Source organism: Flavobacterium glycines, from assembly GCF_900100165.1.
In the GTDB taxonomy this organism is placed as follows: domain Bacteria; phylum Bacteroidota; class Bacteroidia; order Flavobacteriales; family Flavobacteriaceae; genus Flavobacterium; species Flavobacterium glycines.
Genome location: NZ_FNEO01000002.1, coordinates 129,866 through 153,855, shown reverse-complemented (window position 1 = coordinate 153,855; position 23,990 = coordinate 129,866). Strand labels below are relative to the sequence as shown.

General features: G+C 36.0%; 12 protein-coding genes. 11 read left to right on the top strand and 1 reads right to left on the bottom strand.

What is annotated here, in order from left to right; all coding sequences use genetic code 11:
• The first annotated feature begins 152 nt into the window (after window positions 1–152).
• From BLR17_RS09065 to BLR17_RS09055, 3 genes are all read left to right on the top strand, one after another.
• Complete coding sequence (locus BLR17_RS09065; protein WP_066329979.1) at window positions 153–1,322, top strand: cupin domain-containing carboxymuconolactone decarboxylase family protein; 1,170 nt, start codon at window positions 153–155, stop codon at window positions 1,320–1,322.
• 13 nt (window positions 1,323–1,335) lie between these two features.
• Entirely contained in the window at window positions 1,336–2,391 is a 1,056-nt protein-coding gene (locus BLR17_RS09060; RefSeq protein WP_066329820.1) for an NAD(P)-dependent alcohol dehydrogenase, read from the top strand.
• 262 nt (window positions 2,392–2,653) lie between these two features.
• Complete coding sequence (locus BLR17_RS09055) at window positions 2,654–4,291, top strand: sodium:solute symporter family transporter (RefSeq protein WP_066329821.1); 1,638 nt, start codon at window positions 2,654–2,656, stop codon at window positions 4,289–4,291.
• Between the two features lie 249 nt (window positions 4,292–4,540).
• Here the strand turns inward: BLR17_RS09055 and BLR17_RS09050 are convergent, their stop codons facing one another.
• The gene (locus tag BLR17_RS09050; RefSeq protein WP_066329823.1) at window positions 4,541–7,156 is read right to left on the bottom strand and encodes a glycoside hydrolase family 3 C-terminal domain-containing protein; all 2,616 of its coding nucleotides are present in this window, start codon (window positions 7,154–7,156) and stop codon (window positions 4,541–4,543) included.
• 362 nt (window positions 7,157–7,518) lie between these two features.
• Here BLR17_RS09050 and BLR17_RS09045 point away from each other — a divergent pair, with 362 nt between their 5' ends.
• From BLR17_RS09045 to BLR17_RS09010, 8 genes are all read left to right on the top strand, one after another.
• Window positions 7,519–11,871 carry a hybrid sensor histidine kinase/response regulator transcription factor gene (locus tag BLR17_RS09045; protein WP_066329824.1) on the top strand — a complete coding sequence of 1,451 codons (4,353 nt, stop codon included), beginning with the start codon at window positions 7,519–7,521 and terminating at the stop codon, window positions 11,869–11,871.
• A gap of 509 nt (window positions 11,872–12,380) precedes the next feature.
• Window positions 12,381–12,593 (top strand): hypothetical protein, encoded by a 213-nt coding sequence (locus BLR17_RS09040; RefSeq protein ID WP_074517168.1) that lies wholly within the window; start codon window positions 12,381–12,383, stop codon window positions 12,591–12,593.
• Window positions 12,594–12,605: 12 nt separating this feature from the next.
• A complete protein-coding gene (locus tag BLR17_RS09035; protein WP_139068406.1) occupies window positions 12,606–13,442 on the top strand; it encodes a hypothetical protein in 837 nt (278 codons plus the stop codon).
• Window positions 13,443–13,482: 40 nt separating this feature from the next.
• Window positions 13,483–16,704: a SusC/RagA family TonB-linked outer membrane protein gene (locus BLR17_RS09030; protein ID WP_217635894.1), complete on the top strand. Its 3,222-nt coding sequence runs from the start codon at window positions 13,483–13,485 to the stop codon at window positions 16,702–16,704.
• 20 nt (window positions 16,705–16,724) lie between these two features.
• A complete protein-coding gene (locus BLR17_RS09025; RefSeq protein ID WP_066329981.1) occupies window positions 16,725–18,620 on the top strand; it encodes a RagB/SusD family nutrient uptake outer membrane protein in 1,896 nt (631 codons plus the stop codon).
• 12 nt (window positions 18,621–18,632) lie between these two features.
• A complete protein-coding gene (locus tag BLR17_RS09020) occupies window positions 18,633–20,282 on the top strand; it encodes a DUF5123 domain-containing protein (RefSeq protein WP_066329828.1) in 1,650 nt (549 codons plus the stop codon).
• A gap of 95 nt (window positions 20,283–20,377) precedes the next feature.
• Window positions 20,378–22,114, top strand: coding sequence for a glycoside hydrolase family 43 protein (locus tag BLR17_RS09015; protein ID WP_083189560.1), 1,737 nt, complete (start codon window positions 20,378–20,380; stop codon window positions 22,112–22,114).
• 9 nt (window positions 22,115–22,123) lie between these two features.
• On the top strand, window positions 22,124–23,818 hold the full coding sequence (locus tag BLR17_RS09010) for a glycoside hydrolase family 28 protein (protein ID WP_066329830.1): 1,695 nt from the start codon (window positions 22,124–22,126) through the stop codon (window positions 23,816–23,818).
• The last annotated feature ends 172 nt before the right edge of the window (window positions 23,819–23,990 follow it).

Here is a 23,990-nt window from a genome sequence, read left to right as displayed (position 1 = left end):
GTATACTTTGCATTTGTGAATTCATCAGATCTTTGCTAAAGAAATAATAGGCTAAACACAAAATGAAAATTATCAACTATTTTACAGCCATACTTCTTACGGTACTATTTAATCAGTTAATAGTTGCACAGCAAAAGATAAAATCAAACAGTATGACATCATTTACAGAAAAGGGAATTGCAGCAGCCGCAGCATATTTTAAAGGAACGGTGTGGGTAAATATGAATGTGAAACCCGAAGAAGGTTATAACATCAATATGGGAACTGTAACTTTCGAACCCAAATCCAGAACCAATTGGCACACTCATAAATCAGGGCAAATTTTATTTGTGATTGAAGGTATTGGCTATTATCAGGAAAAAGGCAAGCCAATTCAATTGATACAAAAAGGAGATGTGATTAAAATTCCAAAAAATGTTGAACATTGGCATGGAGCTTCACACAACAGTTTGATGCGACACATTGCCCTTATTCCGGAATTTGACAAGGATAAAACGGAATGGTTAGAAGTTGTAAGCGATGTAGAATATGATGGTTTTAAAGTTCCAGTGTATGAAGTAGAGAATAATTTAACACCCGCTGCAATAATGAATCACGAAGAATTATGGCCTAATTATGTTTCAAAAGTCAAGGAAACCGATCCGGAATTGATAGAAGTGTTTGATAATTTTGCTTTTGATGAGGTCATTAATCACGATGCAATGGAAACCAAAACCCGTGTGTTGCTTATTATGGCTTCCACTATTGGTAGTCAGGCTTTAATTGAATACAAGATGTTTGTTAATGCAGCCTTGAATGTTGGGATTTCGCCAACAGCAATCAAAGAAGTGCTATATCAGGCAGTACCTTATGTGGGAATTTCTAAAGTGATTGATTTTATAAACGCCACCAATGAGATTTTTATTGAAAGAAATATTTCCTTGCCTTTAGAAAGTCAATCTACCACCACCGCTGAAACCAGAATGGAAAAAGGTTTGGCAAAACAAAAGGAAATTATAGGTAATAGAGTGGAGGATATGTACAAAAACGCTCCCAAAGATTTATTACATATTCAACAGTATTTGTCTGCCAATTGTTTTGGGGATTATATTACCAGAAATGGTTTGGATGTTAAAACAAGGGAAATGGTTACGCTTTCATTTCTAATTGCTATGGGGGGAACCGAAAGTCAAATTAAAGGACACATTCAAGGCAATGCCAATGTTGGCAACGACAGACAAACCATTATTAATTTGATGACACAACTCATTCCATATGTGGGGTATCCACGAACATTGAATGCAATTACTTGTTTGAATGAAGTCTTACCATTAAAAAAATAAAGTAAAAAATATTATGGAAACAACAACAGTAAAAGCCTTTGGAGCTAAGGCTTCCGACCAGCCTTTAGAAACAATAAATATCAATCGCAGGGAACTGCAGGCTCACGATGTTGAGATGGAAATCCTGTATTGTGGAATTTGCCACTCCGACTTACATCAAATCAAGAATGATTTCGGAATGACAGCTTACCCAATTGTTCCCGGACACGAAATTGTGGGAAGAGTTACCAGAGTGGGTAGCCATGTTAAAAAATTTAAAGTTGGGGATTTATCCGCAGTGGGTTGTATTGTCGATTCTTGTCAGGAATGTGAGAGCTGCCACGAAGGTTTGGAGCAATTTTGTGACCAATTCCCAACTTTTTCTTTTAATTCTCCTGACAAATATTTGGGTGGAGTCACTTATGGTGGTTTTGCCGAAACTTATGTTTGCGAAGACAAGTACGTGTTACATGTTCCTGAAAATTTAGATTTGGCTGCAGCAGCACCTTTATTATGTGCGGGAATTACGGTATATTCGCCTTTAAGACATTGGAATGCCGGACCGGGGAAAAAAGTGGGTGTTTTGGGAATTGGTGGATTAGGTCATTTGGCCATCAAAATAGCAAAAGCCATGGGGGCTGAAGTAACAGTATTTACCACTTCGCAATCCAAAGTAGAAGATGCCAAACGTCTTGGTGCGCATAATGCCGTCTTATCTACTGACCCAGACCAAATGAGCCAATATACGGGGAAACTAAATTTTATTATTGACACCGTTTCTGCTAAACACGATATTAATTCGTATCTGAATCTCTTGAAGCACGACGGTGCCCTTGTTTTAGTTGGTTTGCCACCGGAACAATTAGAAATTGGTGCTTTCAATGTGGTAATGGGTCGAAAAAGTTTTGCTGGTTCCAATATCGGAGGGATTGTCGAGACCCAAGAAATGCTTGACTTCTGTGCTGAACATAACATTACCGCTGATATCGAATTGATTCAAGTTCAAGATGTAAACAATGCCTTTGAGCGTTTGGAAAAAGGCGATGTCAAATACCGTTTTGTAATTGATATGGTTTCACTCAAAGAATAATATTATCATAAAGAGTTATTGTAAATAAAAAAATGCTTCTCAATTCGGGAGGCATTTTTTATTTAGGGTTAAAAGTAAGACCGTGTTATAATAAATATTCAGGCGAAGCAGATTTTCAGGCTAATTAAATTGATTATTAGCTATTTCTGTAAAAACAATCCATGCATTAGCATAAATAATCCATATTTGGTTTTCGTTTAGATTCTATTTTTGTGTAGATAGTCTTGCTATTGGCTATAATAAACCAAACCAACTCAAAATTATGAATGCATTACAAACCGCAGATTACATTGTTTTTCTTATTTATTTTGTTATTGTCACTTCTTATGGAATGTATATTTACCGAAGTAAGAAAAATGCAGTTACAAGTTCAAATGATTATTTTTTAGCAGAAGGATCACTTACCTGGTGGGCCATTGGTGCTTCACTAATTGCTTCTAATATTTCAGCGGAGCATTTTATTGGAATGAGTGGTTCAGGTTTTGCACTTGGATTAGCAATTTCTTCTTACGAATGGATGTCGGCAGCGACATTGATTATAGTGGCTATGTTTATTCTTCCGGTATATCTTAAGAACAAGATTTTTACCATGCCACAATTTTTGGCAAAACGATATAATGATACCGTAAGCGCAATTATGGCGGTGATCTGGCTCTTGATTTATATTTTTGTAAATCTTACTTCGATTATTTATTTAGGAGCTTTAGCCATTTCTTCGATAGCACCGGTTAGTTTTGAATTTTGTGTTATAGGATTAAGTTTGTTTTCGGTTATCGTTACTTTGGGAGGAATGAAAGTAATTGGATATACCGATATGTTTCAGGTAATTGTATTGATATTGGGTGGTTTGGTAACTACTTATTTAGCATTAACCTTACTTTCAGAACAGTTCGGATTTGGGAAAGATATTTTTAAAGGATTGTCAATCATAGCTGATAAAGCACCGGGACATTTACAAATGATATTTGATAAATCAAACCCACATTATACAGAGTTACCAGGGATGTCGGTAATTGTAGGAGGGATGCTAATTAATAATCTGGCTTATTGGGGATGCAATCAGTATATCGTTCAAAGAGCTTTGGGAGCCGATTTAAAAACAGCACGAAAAGGAATTTTGTTTGCTGCCTTTTTAAAATTATTAGTTCCGGTTATTGCCGTTTTACCGGGTATTGCCATGTATGTGATGCATCAAAATGGTATGTTTCAGCACGAAATGCTGGATGCCGCAGGAGTTTTAAAACCGGATCGCGCTTATCCTACCTTGATGAATTTATTACCAGCAGGTTTAAAAGGAATTGCTTTGGCTGCTTTAACGGCTGCAATTGTGGCTTCTTTAGCGGGTAAAGCCAATAGTATTTCGACGATTTTTTCTTTGGATATTTACAGAAAATATTTCGATAAAACGACATCTGAAAAAAAATTGGTGCGTGTAGGAAGATTGGCTGTCGTAGTGGCTATGTTTATTGGTGCAATTGTTGCTCCTTCGTTAAAATCTTTAGATCAGGCTTATCAGTTCATTCAGGAATACGTAGGTTTCTTTTCACCAGGTGTATTGGCGATTTTTATGTTAGGAATGTTCTGGAAGAAAACCACTGCTAATGCGGGACTTGCAGGTGCTTTGTTAACGGTGCCTATTGCTACGGTGTTAAAGTTTTTACCAGTATGGACAAACGGCGCTTTTCCCGATTTTCCTTTCCTGGACAGAATGAGTATCACTTTTGTTATGATAGTAGCAATTATGATTGGAGTCAGTCTTTTAAGACCAGAGCCAGTTCTTGAACATGAAAAACACAAGATAGAAGTAGATACAACAATGTTTAAAGTTTCTTCAGAATTTATAATTGGGTCATTTATTATCTGTAGTGTATTAGTAGCATTATATACTGTTTTTTGGTAATTAAATTGGCTACTTTGCTAAAAATTATTCAGCTAAGTGGTTATAAATAGAAAGTATTTTAGGATTGGGAGAACAACTGAATGTTAATAGAAAAATCAAATATTAAGATTCTGATTAATGCATTTTTAATTTAGAAAATATACAGAATACAAAATGCCAAACTGTAAAGTTTGGCATTTTGTCTATTACAATAATAGTGTTCAAAGCATTTTTATTAGGAATAAGCAGAGGAAAAACAAAAAGGAATACCTATTTTTCAAGTAATAAAGATTTGCTATTAATTTTAAATCGTGCATTTTGATTATCATGAGAATTATCGGGTAGTTTTCCTCCAATTGAAATAGTAAACCATCCCGGTTCTATAATACGTTGTCTTTTTTTATCAATTAAAGAAAGTTGTCTTGGTGTAATTGTAAAATGAACCGTTTTAGTTTCACCTTTTTTAAGATGAATGCGCTCAAAACCTTCTAATTGAACAATAGGTCGTGGTGTGGATGCCTTTTCGTCTTTTAGATACAATTCAACTACTTCATCTCCATCATGGTCGCCTATATTAGTTACATCAACTGATACCTCAAAATCTTTTTCAGCATTTATATTGGCAGGAATTTGCAAATTACTGTATTTGAATTGGGTATAACTCAAACCAAATCCAAAAGGATATAAAGGTTTTTTATCGAAATAACGATAAGTTCTCCCTTTCATGTCATAATTTTCAAATGAAGGAAGTTGGTCGACAGATTTGTAATAGGTAACCGGTAGTCGGCCTGCAGGATTGTAGTCGCCAAAAAGTACATCGGCAATGGCATTACCACCTTGTTGTCCTGGATATCCGGCAGTTAAAATAGCAGGGACATTGTCATTAGCCCAATTGATAGAAAGCGCACTACCATTGATTAAAACTAAAGCTACGGGTTTTCCTGTTGCTACCATAGCCTTCATTAATTCTTCCTGATTGGACGGCAAATCAAGACTGGTGCGGTCTCCGCCATCAAAACCATCAGCTTCTACTTTCATTTCTTCGCCTTCCAGGCGCTCATTTAATCCCAATACAAGAACTACAGCATCCGCCTGATTAGCCACCTGAACAGCCTGCTGTAATACATTTTCTTGTGGTTCGGCCCATAAAAGTTGGGCTATTGCATCGCCATAGAAGTTTTGGTATTTTACCTCTATTCTGTATTTTTTTCCAGCTTCTAATTGTATTTTTTGTGAACGAATTCGCGGGCTATGATTGTTTTTTCCGCCGGTACTTTTTCCACCTTCAATTTCAACAGTCATAAAGGGTTTTGACCATTCCGAAATGGAGTAAGTTCCTGTTTTTGGAGCAACAAGATAACCAGACCATCGCACGCTGTAATTTCCCATTTTTAAACGGGAATCAGGAGTGTCAATGTCCCAATGAAAATCAATATTATCGTCTGTTCTTGTAAATAAAGGTTTTCCTTCCCATTTGCTATTGTTAAAATATTCCGCTGTTAAACCCTGAGTGCCGTTTTCATTTTGAAAATAAACGGACGGAATAACATTCATTTCAGGGACTCCTTTAGCAAGATCGGTACCTTTGGCATACAAGACTTTTGTATTGGGCTCTAATTTGTTTTGGATTCCTTTTAATACAGTTATTGGGTTGCTTGGTATACCACTGTAATTTCCCCATAAGGATTGCACATCATTGGCATTTGGCCCAATTACAGCAACCGTTTTGATGTTTTTTGAAAGCGGAAGTGTCTGATTCTGGTTTTTTAAAAGAACAATACTTTTTTGCGAAGCTACCCTGGCCAGATAGTTATGAGCATCGTTGTTATTTACTGAAAAAGGAATCTGCGCATAAGGAACAATTTCTTCAGGGTCAAACATTCCCAGTTTAAAACGGGCTGTAAACAAACGTTTTAAGGTAATATCAATGTCGGCTTCTGTCAGCAATTTGCGGTCAAGGGCTTCCTTTAATGATTTATAACTGCTACCGCATTCTAAATCAAGTCCTGTTTTTACAGCTAAAGCTGAGGCTGTTGCTGCATCAGGAGTAATTTTGTGCCATTTCCAAATATCGGTTACCGCTCCACAATCGGATACGATATAACCATTAAATCCCCATTTGTTTCTAAGAATATCAAATAAAAAAGGACTGGCACTGGCAGATTCTCCTCTGAAACGGTTATAGGCTCCCATTACCGAGTAAACATGACCTTCTTTGACCAAAGTTCGGAAAGCAGGAAGATAGGTTTCGTAAAGATCCCTGTCACTGGTTTGGGCATTAAATTGATGGCGTGATGGTTCCGGACCTGAATGTACTGCATAATGTTTAGCGGTAGCAATAACTTTCAGGTATTTTTTATCCGTTCCCTGAAGGCCATTCACGTAATTAAGTCCTAATTGTGAGGTAAGAAAAGGATCTTCACCATAGGTTTCATGACCACGACCCCAACGCGGATCACGGAAAATATTGACATTAGGCGACCAAAATGTCAATCCCTGGTACATGCCGTGTTGTCCTCGTCTCAAATATTCGTGATGTTTGGCTCGGGCTTCATCGGAAATGGCATTGGCTACGTCAAAAATTAATTGTCGATCCCAGGAAGAGGCTATCGAAATAGATTGCGGAAAAACAGTGGCATATCCGGCACGGGCAACCCCGTGTAAAGATTCGTTCCACCAGTTGTATTCGGGTACACCAAGGCGTTCTATAGCAGGTGAGGAATCCATTAATTGATTGATTTTTTCATCAACAGTCATTCTGGATACTAAATCATTTACCCGTTCTTCTATGGGCAGGGCAGTATTGGTAAACTTGAAGTCCTGCTGTGCAAATGTGGTTATTGTTGTGAGACTAATAATAAACACTAAAGAGTTTATTTTTTTCATAGATGTACAATTTGTTTTTTTAGTGGTCGTAATATGGTGTCGCCTTTGTATATCTTTTGTTAATGGCGATTTCATATCATTTTTTTTAGAGATTAATATTTAGGTTCTTTAATTTTCAATAATTGTTTTTCTAATATAGAAATGTTTTTGCTTACTTAAACACAAGTAAAACAAAATTAGATGATTGTGTTTTATTCTGTTGGGGTAAATCGCTATTTGAGGGATGTCGTAAAGCTAGAAGCTGTTTTTTTAAATTTTGGAGAATACCTAAATGGTAGACAAATTGCTATTTAAGAAGGGGTGTTTAGCTAGGAAGAGTAGTCGTTTTAGGTTCGGACCGGAATTTTGATACTTTTGTAACTATGAAGATTTTAAAAAGAAATAGTATTGTTGCCCTTTTCTGTCTGATTTCAGGATTCTCTTTGGCTCAGCCATTTGGGGTTTTGAAACGTTTTACTGCTGATGCCAAGTTAAGTCAGTCGCGTATTTTAGATATTCAACAAGATGAAAAAGGATTTATTTGGTTAGGGACTTATATTGGCTTAATTAGGTATGATGGTAATACTTTTCAAAATTTTGAAGTACAACAAAGAGGAAAATTAAATCTGTTATCCAATAGGGTTTCAAGTTTTAAATTTGATAAAAACGGACGCATTTGGATCAAATCAGAGCAGGACGAAATTTATTATTTTGACATTAAGAATCTAAATTATCATTCTCCTTTAGAAGCTTATTCTAAAAAATATTCCAATAATTCATTCAAGCAATATAGGCTGATGTCTTCGGGCAGAGTTTGGTTGTTTTCGGATAATAAAAACGAAGCAGTTGCTTTTGAAACGAATAAGGAAATCAAACCTATTTATTTTGACCGGGCTAAATTGAAGGGAGGAGGAATTCAGGAAGTATATGAAGATGGCATGGGGACTACCTGGTTTTTAACAAGCAAAGGTATTTGCAGGTTAAAAAAGACAGCTGAGGTTCCTGAATATTTCTTTTTTAATATGACGAGACCTTCGGGGAAATCGTATTCCTATAATTCGGTTATGGAAACTAAAGACGAGTTATGGTTTGCAGGAACTGCTGGTAGGCTAACCCGTTATTCTAAACAGTCCAGTACTTTTTTCGATGTTCAATTAGGAATAAACGCTGATATTGACAAAATGAAATATGTGTCTGGAGGTAAGGTGATTATCATAACCAAGACTCATGGAATTGGTTATTATGATATAAAAACGGCTAAACTGGATTTATATAACAGTAAGTTCACAGTAGGTTTTCCGGATGCTAATATTAAGTATTTGGGATTGACGCATTCGAGATATTTTTGGTTTGAAACCACAACAGGACCAGGAGTCTATCGATTTGATTTAATTAGCAGAAAATTAAAATATTTGCAAGTTGATTCCAGTGATCCTGCGGCAGTAAATGTACCAAGAAAAACATTTTTGATTAAGGCTCCTGATGGAAGTATTTGGGTTCAGCCCAATGGGGGAGCATTGGCTTATTGGGATAAAAAAAGAGATAAGTTGTTGTCGATATCGCATGCTATGAAAGAGTCAGCAGAGCTAGTTTCAGATGTTATGCACGCAGCCACATTTGACAGACTGGGGAATTTATGGTTTTGTTCTTATCGGCAAGGACTGGATTTAATGATTTTTGACAATAAGCGTTTTTCAACTTTAAAATTGAATTTGCCTCAAGGCAGTAAAAAAAATAATGTCAGAGGTTTAATGTCAGACAGAAAAGGCAATCTTTGGGTGGCTAGTCGTACGGATAAAATTACATTATTTGATTCTAAAAAAATAAAGATAGGCGTTTTGGGAGCCGATGGAACTTTGTCTCCGGGAGGTCCTGGCTGGGGAGCTGATATTTACCACATGTTGCAGGATAATAAAGGCAGAATTTGGGTAGGTACCAGAGGTAACGGATTGTATTGTTTGCTACCAACAGCAAAAGCATTCAATTATAAAGTAATTCATTATAAGTACAATGAGGCTAATCGTTACAGTATTAGTTCGGATGATATTTATAGAATTTTTCAGGCTGGTTCAGGGCAGATTTATTTGGCTACCTGGGGCGGAGGTGTCAATTTAATCAGGGAGTCCAATTCTAAAATTTATTTTATTAATTATCGAAATGAATTGAAAAATTACCCGATAAAATCGGCCGACAGAGTTCGCTCTATTGTTGAAAGTAAAAATCATCAGCTGTTTTTTATTTCTTCTTATAAGCTGTTTTCTTTTTCAGGAAAAAATAAATCCCTAAAGACATTACAATTTCAGGAATACCCACAAGTTTCAGGAAATGATATCCTGGATATGCTGGTAACTTCAGAAAATAAGTTAGCATTAGCCACTAATGGAAAAGGGATGCTGTTGGCCGATTTGAATCAACAAGGGAAGTTGAAAGTGCAATCTTTTGGTGAAGAAACCATTGGATTTCCTATTGATGGTGTTGTGTCGATGCAGGAGGACCGATTGGGGAAAATATGGCTTATGGGAAGCAATCAGATTGTGCGATTTGATCCAAAGAATAATTCTTCGGAAACTTTTCCTGAAATAAAATCCCTTATTGGCAACGAAATATTCTCCGAAGCTACTAAATGCCGTCTTCCCAATGGAGAAATTGTATCGGGTTATTCCAGTGGAGCCGTGGTTTTTAAACCTGAGAATATTCAACCTTATAGATTCAGACCTTATTTGGCAATTAGTAATTTCACCGTCAATAATAAGGAGTTGCATGAAATAAATCCTGAAACGCCTGCTAATCCTGATTTATTACAGGAAGTCAGGCTGGAACACGACCAGAATTTTTTCAGGGTTCAATTTTCGGCATTGGATTATGTGAAAAATGAAAATATCTTATATCGTTATAAATTAGAAGGGGTCGATAATCAGTGGAATTATATCAAAGGAGGGCAGTCTATTAATTATACTAATTTGAGTAGGGGAAACTATACCCTATTGATAGCATCTACTAACGATCATAATTTATGGGTGAATAATGAGCGAAAAATTAAAATCACAATTCTGCCTTCAATTTGGTGGACTAATTTGGCAATAATCTGCTATATTTTGTTAGCAATCGCTCTTTTTAGTTTTATCAGACGTACTTTTTCTACTATCCTGAAATTGCGAAACGATGTTCAGATTGAGAAACAGGTATCTGAATTAAAGATGAAGTTTTTTACTGATATTTCACATGAAATTCGAACGCCGCTTACCATGATTACCGCTCCGGTTGAGAAAATGTTATCGGATAACAATATACCGGAATCAGTAAAAATGCAACTTCAGGGAATTGAGAGAAACAGTAATCGTTTGTTGAATTTGGTCAATCAGATTTTAGATTTAAGGAAAATTCAAAATAGAAAATTAGAAGTTAGAGCTATTAATTTAGGTGAATTTGCTGCTAAAGTATGTGAAAACTTCAGAGAAATAAGTTTACAGAGCAAGATACGTTTGGAGCTAAAAGTAAATGCTGCAACTCCTATTGTTTGGGCCGATGCCGATAGTATGGATAAAATTTTGGTTAATTTAATTTCAAATGCTTTTAAGTATTGCCATAAAGGTGATACAGTGGAAGTAGTTGTAGAGGAAACAGAAAGACAAGTTTTGGTAAAAGTGAGCGATAATGGTCCGGGAATTAATCCGGTAATTCAAAAGCGATTGTTCGTACGTTTTACTAATTATAACGAAAACCCAAATAATCCGAGTACGGGAATCGGACTTTCGATAGTGAAGGATTTAGCCGATAAACATGGGGCAACTATACTGGTAGATAGTGTGGCGGGTAAAGGGAGTAGTTTCCAGCTTTGTTTCTTAAAAGGTTTTCATCATTTTAATGAAGATGTGGATATTGTATTTGAGGAATCCGATGAAGATGTAACAGTTGATACAGAAAATGAAAATGAAGCTGTTATACAAAAAACGGAAACGGACAGCAAAGGAAAACAGCTGGGTTTAGTCGTGGAGGATGATCCTGAATTAAGGAATTTTATAGTATCGGTTTTAGAAGAGGATTATACCATTCATGTTGCTGAGAACGGTATTGAAGGTCATTTAAAAACCGCCAGATTGTGTCCTGATTTTATTATTAGCGATATTATGATGCCACAAATGGATGGTATTGAAATGCTTAAGTTAATCCGGAAAAACATTGCAACAAGCCACATTCCGGTCATTTTGCTAAGTGCTAAAACTGCAATAGAAAATAAATTAGAAGGAATGGAATATGGCGCCGATGAGTACATGGTTAAGCCTTTTAATGTGAGTTATTTAAGAGCCCGTGTAAAAAATGTTTTGGAACAGCGCAAACGACTGCAACTCCTTTATTCCAGTGGAAATATAGCTGAGATTTCGGTCGAAGAACCTTTACAAATTTCAAATCAGGATCATAAATTTATGTTTCAGGTCATTAAATTAGTCAAGGACAATGTGTCTAAAACCGACTTTTCGGTGGAAGAATTAGGAAAACTAATGTACATGTCGCGTGCCAGTTTTTTTAATAAATTAAAGGATTTGACCGGAGTATCACCTGTAGTTTTCATTCGTGATATACGATTGAATGAGGCTGCCGAGATGCTTAAAAATGAAGATATGCTTATAAAGGAAATTTGCTTTGAGGTAGGTTTTAGTGATCTGAAATATTTTGGAAAATGTTTTAAAGCAAAATTCAATTACACTCCTGCCGAATACCGTCGTTTGTATCGTTAGATAAATATTCAAATAGAAATACCTTATTTGGTCAATAAGCAAGAAGAAATTATTGTTCGTCTTGTTTATTGACCTTTTTATTTTTCAAAAACTAATATTGCTTTTTTGATACTCTTTTTCATCCATTTTTCATTTGTTAAATATTCTAATAAGACGTTTTTTAGAGAATTATAAAAGGACATTAGTAAGTTTCTGATATTTTAAAGTCGTGTCCGACAAGGAGGATGGTTTTAAAGTGTTAAGTGTTTGGTTTTTAGTGTTTTTAAATTTGTTTTGAAGTTAAAAATCAATGTGTTTTTCTGTCGGTTTAGACAAATACCCCCTGTTGTTTATTAATTTTTCTACCTCTTTAAGTTACTGGAAAGCCTTATTTGTTTTATTAGCAATTTCACCCTATTTGAAAAGTAATTTATCTACCGGTTTGCAATTTACGATATCTAGTTTTACATCCGAACCAAAATAATCTCCTGGGATTATAAAACTATTTAACTAACTAAAAAATTAAGCTTATGAAACAAATGGGCACTTTCATCCTGCCAGGGATGTTTATAGTGTATTGCTGTCAAAGTAATGAACTGAGGCAATTGATTCCTTCATTAGAATGTGGAGGAAAGCGAAATCTCAATTTAAAATTCGCAACTGCAACAGTCACTAATCTATTGATACCTGTGGCTAATGTTTATGTAGCCGCTGTTGTCTTCTTTAACCAATTTCAATTTTAAAATTGTATTATGATGAAAAAGATACTAAATAGGATTCTGGGATATGGAGCACTACTTATGTTAATAAATGCTTGTAGTAATGATGAGGTGAAATACGATACCGCGGTTGTTAAAGATTTTCAAATTCAGTTAAATGGTGAGCCCTGGAGTTTGAATACAGGAATCTCTACAAAACCAATTTTTATTTATAAAAATGATGGTGAATTTTTTGCAAACTACAGTTCTCATTATCGTTTTGCTCTTGATAATGGCGCATATAAGTTTATTGCTACCGATATCCCGGAACAAATGGTCCCATCTCCGGTAAATTTGAATGATTTGATTATTCCTCAGGCAGTTAATGCTGATCAGCCGGTCAAAATTTCAGCAGCAATGCCTTATGTGTCGCCATTTAAAGATACGCTTACAATGAACATTTTGACCAGATCAGGAATCTTACGATTAAAAGCAATGGATAAAACAGCTGATCCGGCTTATACTTATATTAAAACTATTGTTAAAGTAAAACGCAACGGATATAAAGTGGCTGACGAAACTTTTGTTCAGCAGGATATGGAGGTTTCAAGGACTAAAAAAACAACCACAGGAGGAATCAATTATACCGATGATTTTATTCTGTTTCAAACAGATGAAGCCGCTAATAAAGTAAGTATTCGGATTCAGTTTTTGAAGGATAATATGGAGGTGGTTAGTACAAAAGAAATTTCAGGTTCTTTTCCAATTTTAGCTAACGGAGTGACTCAGATTAACCTCAATTTGAATGATCCTGATACGCCGGTGATACAAAATTATGTGGCGACTGTTAATGGTGAAGCTTATACAGCAAAAAAAATCAATCAGAAACAATAACAAACAGACTTAAAAACAAATTTAAATAAATATTGTAGTTATGACGATAAAAAAACATATCGTGAGCATTTTAGCTGTTTTGCTTTTAGCCTTTAACAGCTATGCTCAGGAAAAGGTAACTGTAACTGGTGTGGTAAGAGATAAAACAGGCTCTATACCATCGGCCACAGTTATTGTATTGAATCAAAATACTAATACTACTACTGATATCGATGGAAAATTTTCCATAAAAGTGAACGATCCTAAAACTGCTGTTTTATTAGTTAAATTTATTGGGATGAATGATGTTACGTTACCTTTGAAAGGACGTACTTCAGGAATTGATATTCAAATGAAAGAATCTACCAGCGAATTAAATGAAGTGGTAGTAATTGGATATGGTACCCAAAAACGCGGAAACCTTACCGGAGCTATTTCGAGTATAAAAGGTTCTGAATTGGCAAAAGTACCTACTGCCTCTGTGGCAGAAGCTTTAGTAGGGAAATTGCCGGGGGTTCAGGTAACATCTTCCGACGGTTCTCCTGGTGCCGAAATCATGATTCGTATTCGTGGTGGTGGTTCTGTTACTCAGGATAATTCCCCTTTAATTTTAGTGGATGGTTTTGAGGTAGCCAATTTAAATGATATTCCTCCAACAGACATCGAATCGGTTGAGGTTTTAAAGGATGCCGCATCTACTGCTATTTATGGTGCCCGTGGAGCTAACGGAGTAGTTTTAGTAACCACTAAGAAACCAAAAGCAGGAAGAATTTCAGTGAATCTGAACAGCTATATGCAAATGAAAACTTTGGCAAATCGTTTGGATGTTATGGATCCTTATGAATTTGTAATGATGCAGTACGAATATGAGCGTCAGCGTAATTCAAATCCAACGGCTTTCTTTAATCGTTACGGTCGTGCAAACGAATTATATATTTATCAGGGAAATAAAGGAATCGATTGGCAGGATGAAATTTTTGGAACCAATCCGGTTGCTAAATATACTGATCTAAGCTTAAGTGGGGGGAATGAAAGTACTAAGTACAAATTTGCGCTGGTTAATCAGGATCAGCCGGGAGTATTAATTGGAAGTGCTTTAAGACAAACCAACTTAAACTTCATGATGACTACTAAACTATCTGATAAATTTTCATTTGAATTTCAAACTCGTTTAATCAATCAAACTATTGATGGTTCAGGTACAGAAAGTGTTAGTTTATTAAATGCGCTACGTCAGGCACCAACTTTAGGTTTAGAAGAATACATGACTTTACCGGAAGATGATACCTATTTTGATCCGGAAGATTATCAGCCAACAGTACGTTTCAATCCTATACAAGAGGCTCAAAAAAATTATCGTAAGCGTAATACCCGTACATTCAATACTACAGGAGCTTTAACATGGAATATTATCAATGGCTTAAGTCTTCGTAGTATGTTCGGATATGAATACAAATACAGTGAAGACGGTCGTTTTTGGGGAACAGATACTGGTACTGCAAATGCTAATAATAATCTTCCTGTTACCTACTGGTCGATGGCTCAAAGCCCAAGATGGCAATTAAATAATGTATTGAATTATAGTTTTAAATGGAAAGAGGTTCATGATTTTCAAATGATGTTAGGGCAGGAGATGAAAAATCAGGAAAGCTATGGCAAGTATTATCGTACTCGTTATTTCCCGGAAGACATCTCAGGAGCTAAAGCTTTAAATAATTTAGCATTAGGAACACCATTTGAAAATGGTTCTTCAGCAGGATCTCCAAACCGTATATCGTCATTTTTTGGTCGTGTAAATTACGGTTATAATGATAAATACTTAGCCTCTTTTACAGCTCGTACAGATGGTTCGACAAAGTTCGGTCCCGGAAATCGTTGGGGTGTATTCCCGGCAGCAGCTTTGGCCTGGAGAGTTTCTAATGAAGACTTTTTGAAAGACAGTAAGGTGATTTCAAATTTGAAAGTTCGTTTGAGTTACGGAGTTTCCGGTAACGATAGAATTAATGGTGATTTGTATGCTAAATATTATGGTGTTTCACGTGATCGTTCTGTAGGTTGGGGAGAAGAGAATCATTATTATTATAATTTTTATAACACTAATTTCTTAAATAATCCGGATGTAAAATGGGAAACTACTTATACCAGAAACTTAGGTTTTGATTTTGGATTCTTTAAAGGACGTATTAGTGGAAATTTAGAGTTGTATAAAAATACAGTTAAAGATTTATTAGTTCCTTCTGATATTCCAGGTGCTTCAGGATTTACAAAAATCATGAAAAACGTTGGTCAAACATCTAACAAAGGATTGGAGTTTGCTGTCAATGCTAATGTAATTCAGAAAAAAGATTTTCAATTGGATTTGAATTTCAATATTGGATTTAACAAAAACAAAATTGATAAACTGGCCAGTGGAGAAGAAGAATGGATTTTAAGTTCAGGATGGGCAGGAACACAATTGTTGAATGATGATGATTATCGCGCTTATGTAGGTGGACAAAAAGGTTTAATCTATGGTTTTGTGAATGATGGATTCTATACTATGGATGATTTTGAATCATTTGATCCACTTACCAAAAGCTGGAAATTGAAAGAAGGAATTGTGAATTCGAAAAATCTTTCGGGAGACCCTCGTCCGGGGAATGCTAAGTTCAAAAAATTGACTCCTATTGATTTAACAGATCCGAATACTTTCGTAATAGGTGATAAAGACCGAAAAGTTATTGGTAACACCAATCCAAAATATTCAGGAGGTTTTGGTTTGAACGCTACTTGGAAAAATTTTGACTTTTCAACCTTTTTCAATTTTATAGTTGGTTTTGATGTGTACAACGCCAATAAAATTATGATGACTTCCTGGTATCAAAATAACCAAAACAATTTAGGAATGGAAGTAGGTTTAGATAAGCGTTGGAGAAACTATGACGATATGGGAAATGAAATCCGTTACCAACCTGAAGTTTTGGCTAAATTTAATGAGAATGCAACCATGTGGAATCCTACTTCAATTGGTCGTCCTATCGCTATGTCTTATGCAATTGAGAAAGGGACATTTTTACGATTAAATACGCTTACAATTGGCTATACTCTTCCTCAAAAATGGACTAAGAAAATTGGAATCAGCAGAGCTCGTTTTTATACAACAGGTTCTAATTTATTCGTTTGGACTAATTATTCAGGTTATGATCCGGAAGTTAATTTAGAAACCGGTTTAACGCCTAATATCGATTATAACGCCTATCCAAGAACCAGAAATTACACTTTTGGAGCACAGTTATCATTTTAATGAAATTAAATTATAAAAAGATGAACAAAAAGATATTATACAGTCTTCTGTTAAGTTTTGCAATGTTCTTTACAGCTTGCGAAAATTATTTAGATGTGCAACCAGATACTGGTTTTACTACGGCGGAAGTTTTTAAAACAGAGAAAGATATCCAATCGGCAGTTGCAGGAGTTTATACACTAATGCTTACTGATGATGCTTATTCTAATCGTCTTGCTTTTGTTTTTAATATGAATACTGATGTGGAAATGTCAGGGGTGACCACAAACACAGTCAATGTGAACGGTTCGGATTTGGCTTGTTATGAACCAAAACCTTATTGGACAACATTGAATTCTACCTGGAATGCGATGTACAAGATTATCAACCTGTCTAATGATGTGATTGAAGGAATAGAACAATCAGACTTGTATAAATCGGCAAGTAAAGACACACCTTCAGCAGTCACTCAACTTTATGGAGAAGTAAAAACTATTCGTGCCATGGTGTATTTGGACATGATTCGTATTTGGGGTGATGTAGTATTTAGAACTAAATCTTCTACCGGAGATGAAAATTTTGCTGTAGGGGTAACAGACAGAAATGATATTCTTGAATTTTTGATTGATGATTTGAAATCGGTGGAGCCGTTAATGCAATATGCTAATCAATTAGATTATGGTGTAGAAAGAGCTTCAAGAAGTTTCAACCAGGGATTAATAGGATTACTTGCCCTAACTCGTGGTGGATGGAGTTTACGTCCGGATACAGATAATCCGGCAAGTATTGGTCAAATGGTAAGAGGAGACAATTATGAACTATATTATGACACTGCGATTACTTATTTAGGCAAAGTTATCCAGGAACAACATCATGATTTAAAATTGGGTTATCGTGATTTTTGGATAAAGCAGAACAACTGGGTAACACCTGTTGATGATGATGTGCTGTTTTCATTACCGCTTTTGAAAAATTCTACGGGAGAATATGGTTATAGTATTGGTATTCCTATTACTGAAGGGAATCATTCTTACGGAGGTGCTTCAGGAAATCTTAGTTTGTGCGGAACCTATTTGTTTTCATTTGATAAAACCGATTTAAGACGTGATATGACTTGTGCGCCTTTTTCTTATAATGAAAATTTAAACCAGGTAATTCGTTTGGATTTGGCACGCGTAGCTGTGGCAAAATGGTCTAAACTCTATATGGACGATCCATTGGGAAGTACCAGTAGCAAAGGAACCGGTGTGAATTATCCATGGATGCGTTTTGCAGATGTATTGTTGATGTATGCCGAAGCAGTAAATGAACGTTTTGGGCCTCGCAATGATGCTCAGGAATGTTTAAAACGTGTTAGACGCAGGGCTTTTGCACAAACTAATTGGTCTGAAAAAGTAGAAAATTATGTGAGTTCTAAAACTACCAAAGAAGCTTTTTTCAAAGCTATTATGGATGAGCGCGCATGGGAATTTGGAGGGGAAAGCAAACGTAAATTTGACTTGGCTCGTTGGAATAAATTTGGTGAAGTAATTTATAATCAATATTACAAATTATTGAATTGGGGACGTGTAGCCAATGGTGCTTATGTGCCAGGTATTGATCAGGTTCCGGGAAGTGTTTACTGGAAAAATATTCCGGATCCTAATAATGCATCCCGAACAATTTTAGATATTCAGGGAATTGACCCAATCTTACAAGCCCGTCCGGCAGGTTATACCGAGTTGGTATTTGCTACAAGCTGGTATGCACTCAATAATGAAACCGCATCCTATGAACCACGAAATGATATTAAATGGAGTTTTAGAGGTTTCATAAACTTCAATAATGCTTCGAGTATATCTCCTAATGAGCCACTTCGTTATTTATGTCCTTATCCATCCAAAGTGATTACGGACCATCGTGGTGCCATTAAGAATTATTATGGTTTTAACTATTAAATCCTATAGATTATGAAAAGTTCAAAAATAGCAACTAAAATTTTATCCTTCATTAGCTTATTGCTAATGGGGGTAATGTTAAAATCCTGTCAGGCAGATAATTTAATCTACAATAATCAGGACGATTTATTTTCACCAAAATTTGTGTTAGCAGCTCCTTTGGTGAAAAGTAATTCCATTGCTTTGGTTTGGTATAAAATAAACGATGCCGAATCTTATACGGTAGAATTACACACAGATAATTATTATAAAAGTTTGTATAAATCCTATACAGTTACAGATACTCAGGTTTTTATGGATGATATTCCGTATAAAACCCAATTTTATATCCGTGTCAGAGCTAATCATGCCGATGCGGCGCATAATTCACAATGGGCTTATACCAGTGCTTTAACAGAACCACGTCCGCCTTTTGCAGAAATTTTAAACAAAGTTGAAAAAATTAATATTACTGAGAATTCAGTAAAAGTAAGTTGGAAAATTGATGCTCAGAATCCTGTGGATAGTATTTCTGTAGAACCGGCTATAAATAAAGATATACCGGCAATAGGACGATATTTGACCGCAGAAGAAAAATTGACTGGTGAGGCTACGTTGACAGGTTTAGAAAAAAATACGCTATACAATTTGAATGTTTTTGATAATAATAAGCCAAGACGTTACGATAAACCTTATAACCAGGTAAGTTTCCGTACAGCTGGTCCTTCGGCTGAAACAATTATTGTAACTGCGGATATGGATTTAGATGCTCTTTTGCGTAAAAATAATTCAGATCCTGCTATCCCGGAAGGAACGGAATATTTTTTAGAAGCAGGTTCATTGTTTAAGGTGACTCCTTTTGAAATTCTTAAAGGATTTAAATTAACAGGAGGGACTCAAGGAGAAAAACCACAAATTGAACTTAATGGAGCATGGAATATTGCACAAGGATCAGTGATTTCTAGTATTTCTTTTGAAAATATTCGTTTTTATCAAACCATCGATGCCAGTTATTTCTTCAATAGTGGAAATTCATGGACCGTAGGTGAAATCTCTATTTACAATTGTGTATTCAATTATTTTAAACGAGGTTTCTGGAGACATCAGGGAAGTGGTAAATACAAAGAAATTGGTAGTTTTGAGATGAGCTATACAACTTTAGATCAGGTAGGAGGACATAGCGGACCTTATGGTACTTTTGTTTGTGGTTCAGCCGGAGCTGATAATATTAAAAGTGCCGTTTTCTCTAATTGTACTTTCATGAGAGATTATTATGGAACCACTGATAAAAATCGAAATTTCAAAAACTTATTTGATTACGGTACTTCGGCCTACCCAATTCATCTGGAATACCAAAATATTACCATTTATGATTATGCTTATAACAGGTCGTTAATTAATATTCCGGCAGCCGTAGGTTCAACTTTGATTTTTAAGAATGTATTGTTGGCTTCTGCCTGCGGTAAGGTCATTCAGGCTATTGCAGCAAATACAACTACCACGTACGGAAATAATTATACTACAACCGATTATTTATTGGGTGCTTCAGCTATTCAGGGAACAGAATTGGGAATTAGTGCGCAGGATTTATTTGTAAATCCAACCCAAGGAAATTTAATGATTAAGGATGCGAATTCTCCAATTGTTACAAACAGAGTAGGAGATACCAGATGGCTGCCTTAAAATGAACGATTAACAATTTCTAAATAGAATAGGTTTAAAAAGGAGTATCCGTAATGGATACTCCTTTAAGCCTATTTGATTAAAAAACTTTTAAAATGAGATTAAGACACTTACTACTGTTATTAGGTTTGACAGTTTGTACGCTAGGGGCAAATGCTCAGGGATGGAATGCCGATTTAGGAAATGGGAAGTACAAAAATCCTATTCTGCATGTTGATTATTCTGATCCGGATGTATGTGCAGGCGAGGATGGTTATTACATGACTGCTTCCAGTTTTAATAGCTCTCCCGGGTTGCCTATTCTTCATTCTAAAGATTTGGTCAATTGGGAATTAATTGGATACGCATTACAAAATCAGGTTCCGGTAGAACATTATCGTGCTGTACGACATGGTGATGGGGTTTGGGCTCCATCAATTAGATACCATAATGGTGAATATTATATCTATTGGGGCGATCCTGATTTTGGAATTTATATGGTAAAAACTAAAAATCCTGCGGGTATTTGGGATGAACCGGTATTAGTCAAAGGTGGTAAGGGCTATATTGATACCTGTCCGTTTTGGGATCAAGACGGTAAGGCTTATTTGTCTTACGCTTTTGCAGGCAGTCGCGCCAATGTGAAAACCGTTTTGATGTTGTCAGAACTTGCGCCAGATGGTACTAAACTAATTGGTAATCCGGCGATGGTTTTTGATGGACATAATGGTCATACTACTGTTGAAGGTTCTAAAATGTACAAGCGTGATGGTTACTATTGGGTTATGGCTCCTGCGGGAGGTGTAAAACCGGGGTGGCAATTAGCGATGCGTTCTAAAAATGTATGGGGGCCTTATGAGTCTAAAATAGTTTTACATCAGGGCGATACCTCTATGAACGGGCCACATCAAGGGGGCTATATTGAAACGCCAAATGGGGATGGATGGTTCATCCATTTTCAGGATCGATGGGCATTTGGCCGTATTGTTAATCTACAACCCGTTACTTGGAAAGGGGGGTGGCCTATTATGGGAACCGATAAAAATAAAGACGGTATCGGCGAGCCGGTTGCTGAATGGACAAAACCCAATGTTGGCAAAAATTATCCGGCTACGCCTTTAGTATCTTCTGATGAATTCAACGGACATCGATACGGTTTGCAATGGCAATGGCAGGCTAATCAAAATCCAAGTGAACAATGGGGATGGCTGTCGGCTAATTTGGGATTCATGCGTTTGAATTGTATTCCGCGTCAGGAGAATATGAAAACGATGTGGAATATGCCCAACTTGTTATTGCAAAAGTTTCCCGGGGATAATTTTACAGCTACAGCCAAATTAACATTTGAAAACAATCCCGATGCAAAAGAATGCGGTACAGGGTTGATTGTTTTTGGTGAAGATTACGCCTATATCGCTATTGAACAGGATGCAGCCGGTAAATTGAAATTGGTGCAGCGTTTATTGAAAGATGCCCGTACTTCTAAAGATTTGGAAACCGAAATAGCTTCTGTTGCTATTGACCAAAAAAATATTTATTTCCGTACTCAGGTTGAAATGCTGCAAAATACAGAACCATTTGATGGAAAAGTCACTTTTTATTACAGTACTGATGGTAAGACTTTCAAAGCATTTGGAAAAACATTTACGCCACGTGCAGGGCGTTGGGTAGGAGCAAAAATAGGGCTGTTTGCCACGGGAACTAAAGCTATTAACGATAGCAGTTATGCTGATTATGATTGGTTTAGGGTAGAAAGTGATAATGAAGTTAAGAAAACAGCATTGTCAACAAATTTGCGTGAGCAAAAAGCAATAAATAACAAAGCAAAAACCAATTTGACTGCTGGAAAATAACTTTTATATATGAAAAAAATTAAAACAACAATTCTTATTGGTACAGTACTGTTTTCGGCTATTTCCGGTAGCAATAAGATGTTTGCACAAAATACAGCTAAGCCCAAAAGTACTCTGTCAATTGTAGCCACGAAGCTTCCTTTTGAAATGCCTGAGGTACAGATTCCAAGGTTCAAAGCGGATACTTTGAATATTGTTGATTTTGGGGCAATTCCAAACACCGAAGAACTTTGCACCAAAGCGATTAATAACGCCATCCAAAAATGCTCGGAGTCCGGTGGTGGAGTAGTTGTTATTCCTGCCGGTTTATGGACTACCGGTCCTATAAAAATGAAAAGCAATGTGAATCTGCATACCCAAAACGGTGCATTCATTTCATTTACCAGTGATTTAAATCAGTACCAACTAATAGAATCTTATTTTGAGGGAAATAAGGTGCTTCGTTGTGAATCTCCTATCATGGGAATTGATTTAGAGAATATAGCCATTACCGGTCAGGGTATTTTTGATGGAAATGGTTCTGCCTGGCGTCCGGTTAAAATTGGTAAAATGACCGCAGGCCAATGGGAAGAATTGATCAAATCTGGAGGTGTTTTGTCTAAGGACGGTAAAATTTGGTATCCATCAGAAGGTGCATATATCGGCAATGAAGAAAAAAATAAATTGCCTAAAATGCCTACTGTTGAAAATATGCAACCGTATAAACAATCATTGCGTCCCGTAATGGTAAGTCTTGTTAATTGCAAAAAGCTGTTGTTGGATGGTGTAACTTTTCAAAATTCCCCGGCCTGGAATGTCAATCCGCTGATGTGTGAAAATTTGACTTTAAGCAATCTAACGATCCGTAATCCCTGGTATTCGCAAAATGGTGACGGACTGGATATAGAATCCTGTCGAGTAGGAACAGTAACTAATTGTCGATTCGATGTTGGTGACGATGCCATTTGCATCAAATCAGGAAAAGATAAAGAAGGCAGGGAACGAGGAAAACCATCTGAGTTATTTGTCATTAAGGATTGTGTAGTCTATCATGCCCATGGTGGTTTTGTAATTGGCAGTGAAATGTCAGGAGGAGTTAAAAACCTCTTTGTTAAAAATCTAACGTTTAACGGTACTGATTGTGGCTTGCGCTTTAAGTCCGTCAGAGGCAGAGGAGGCGTGGTTGAAAATATTTGGATGGAAGACATCCGAATGAACAATATCCCAACCGATGCTATCAATTTCAATCTGTACTATTTTGGAAAAGCCATTGACGAAGACCCGCAAACAGGCGAAGTGACTGTTGAAAAAATGCCAGTTTCAGAAACTACTCCGGCATTTAGAAATATGTACTTCAAAAACATTTATGTCAACGGAGCCAAACAAGCTTTGAAAATTATGGGAATTCCGGAAATGCCTGTTGAAAATCTGCAATTTAAAAATATGATTATTCGCTCAGATATTGGTATCCAAATGAATTATACCAATAAAATTGATTTTGAAAATATCGATTTAAGATTAGACAAACCGGGAATTGCAGCTAGTATTTCTAATAGTCAAAATGTAAAAATTGAAAGTTTTAAAGCCAGCGGAGAAAACCAATTATTCTGGGTAGGAGGAGCTGAAACAAAAGCCATTTCGTTGCAATCAACTGCTAATAAAATTGTTTTTGATAAAGTAAAATTAGAAGAATCCGTTAAAAACCAGGTGAAAATAATCCAGTAAAACAGTCCTGTTGGATTGCTTTAGAAGGTTTTTATAATAAAAAAAATTACTAACTCTTAAAAACTTAAATATATGAACTAAAAAAAACTCTTAAACTAAGTTAATGAACCTTTAGTATCAGTTTGAAATCATTCAAATTTTTAATTAAGGAGGAAATAAAAACTATTTAACT

What these genes read in the sequence shown, in the direction of transcription:
- BLR17_RS09065 (WP_066329979.1), top strand. Translation starts at nt 153, where the DNA reads ATGACATCATTTACAGAAAAGGGAATTGCAGCAGCCGCAGCATATTTT.
- BLR17_RS09060 (WP_066329820.1), top strand. Translation starts at nt 1,336, where the DNA reads ATGGAAACAACAACAGTAAAAGCCTTTGGAGCTAAGGCTTCCGACCAG.
- BLR17_RS09055 (WP_066329821.1), top strand. Translation starts at nt 2,654, where the DNA reads ATGAATGCATTACAAACCGCAGATTACATTGTTTTTCTTATTTATTTT.
- BLR17_RS09050 (WP_066329823.1), bottom strand. Translation starts at nt 7,156, where the DNA reads ATGAAAAAAATAAACTCTTTAGTGTTTATTATTAGTCTCACAACAATA.
- BLR17_RS09045 (WP_066329824.1), top strand. Translation starts at nt 7,519, where the DNA reads ATGAAGATTTTAAAAAGAAATAGTATTGTTGCCCTTTTCTGTCTGATT.
- BLR17_RS09040 (WP_074517168.1), top strand. Translation starts at nt 12,381, where the DNA reads ATGAAACAAATGGGCACTTTCATCCTGCCAGGGATGTTTATAGTGTAT.
- BLR17_RS09035 (WP_139068406.1), top strand. Translation starts at nt 12,606, where the DNA reads ATGAAAAAGATACTAAATAGGATTCTGGGATATGGAGCACTACTTATG.
- BLR17_RS09030 (WP_217635894.1), top strand. Translation starts at nt 13,483, where the DNA reads ATGACGATAAAAAAACATATCGTGAGCATTTTAGCTGTTTTGCTTTTA.
- BLR17_RS09025 (WP_066329981.1), top strand. Translation starts at nt 16,725, where the DNA reads ATGAACAAAAAGATATTATACAGTCTTCTGTTAAGTTTTGCAATGTTC.
- BLR17_RS09020 (WP_066329828.1), top strand. Translation starts at nt 18,633, where the DNA reads ATGAAAAGTTCAAAAATAGCAACTAAAATTTTATCCTTCATTAGCTTA.
- BLR17_RS09015 (WP_083189560.1), top strand. Translation starts at nt 20,378, where the DNA reads ATGAGATTAAGACACTTACTACTGTTATTAGGTTTGACAGTTTGTACG.
- BLR17_RS09010 (WP_066329830.1), top strand. Translation starts at nt 22,124, where the DNA reads ATGAAAAAAATTAAAACAACAATTCTTATTGGTACAGTACTGTTTTCG.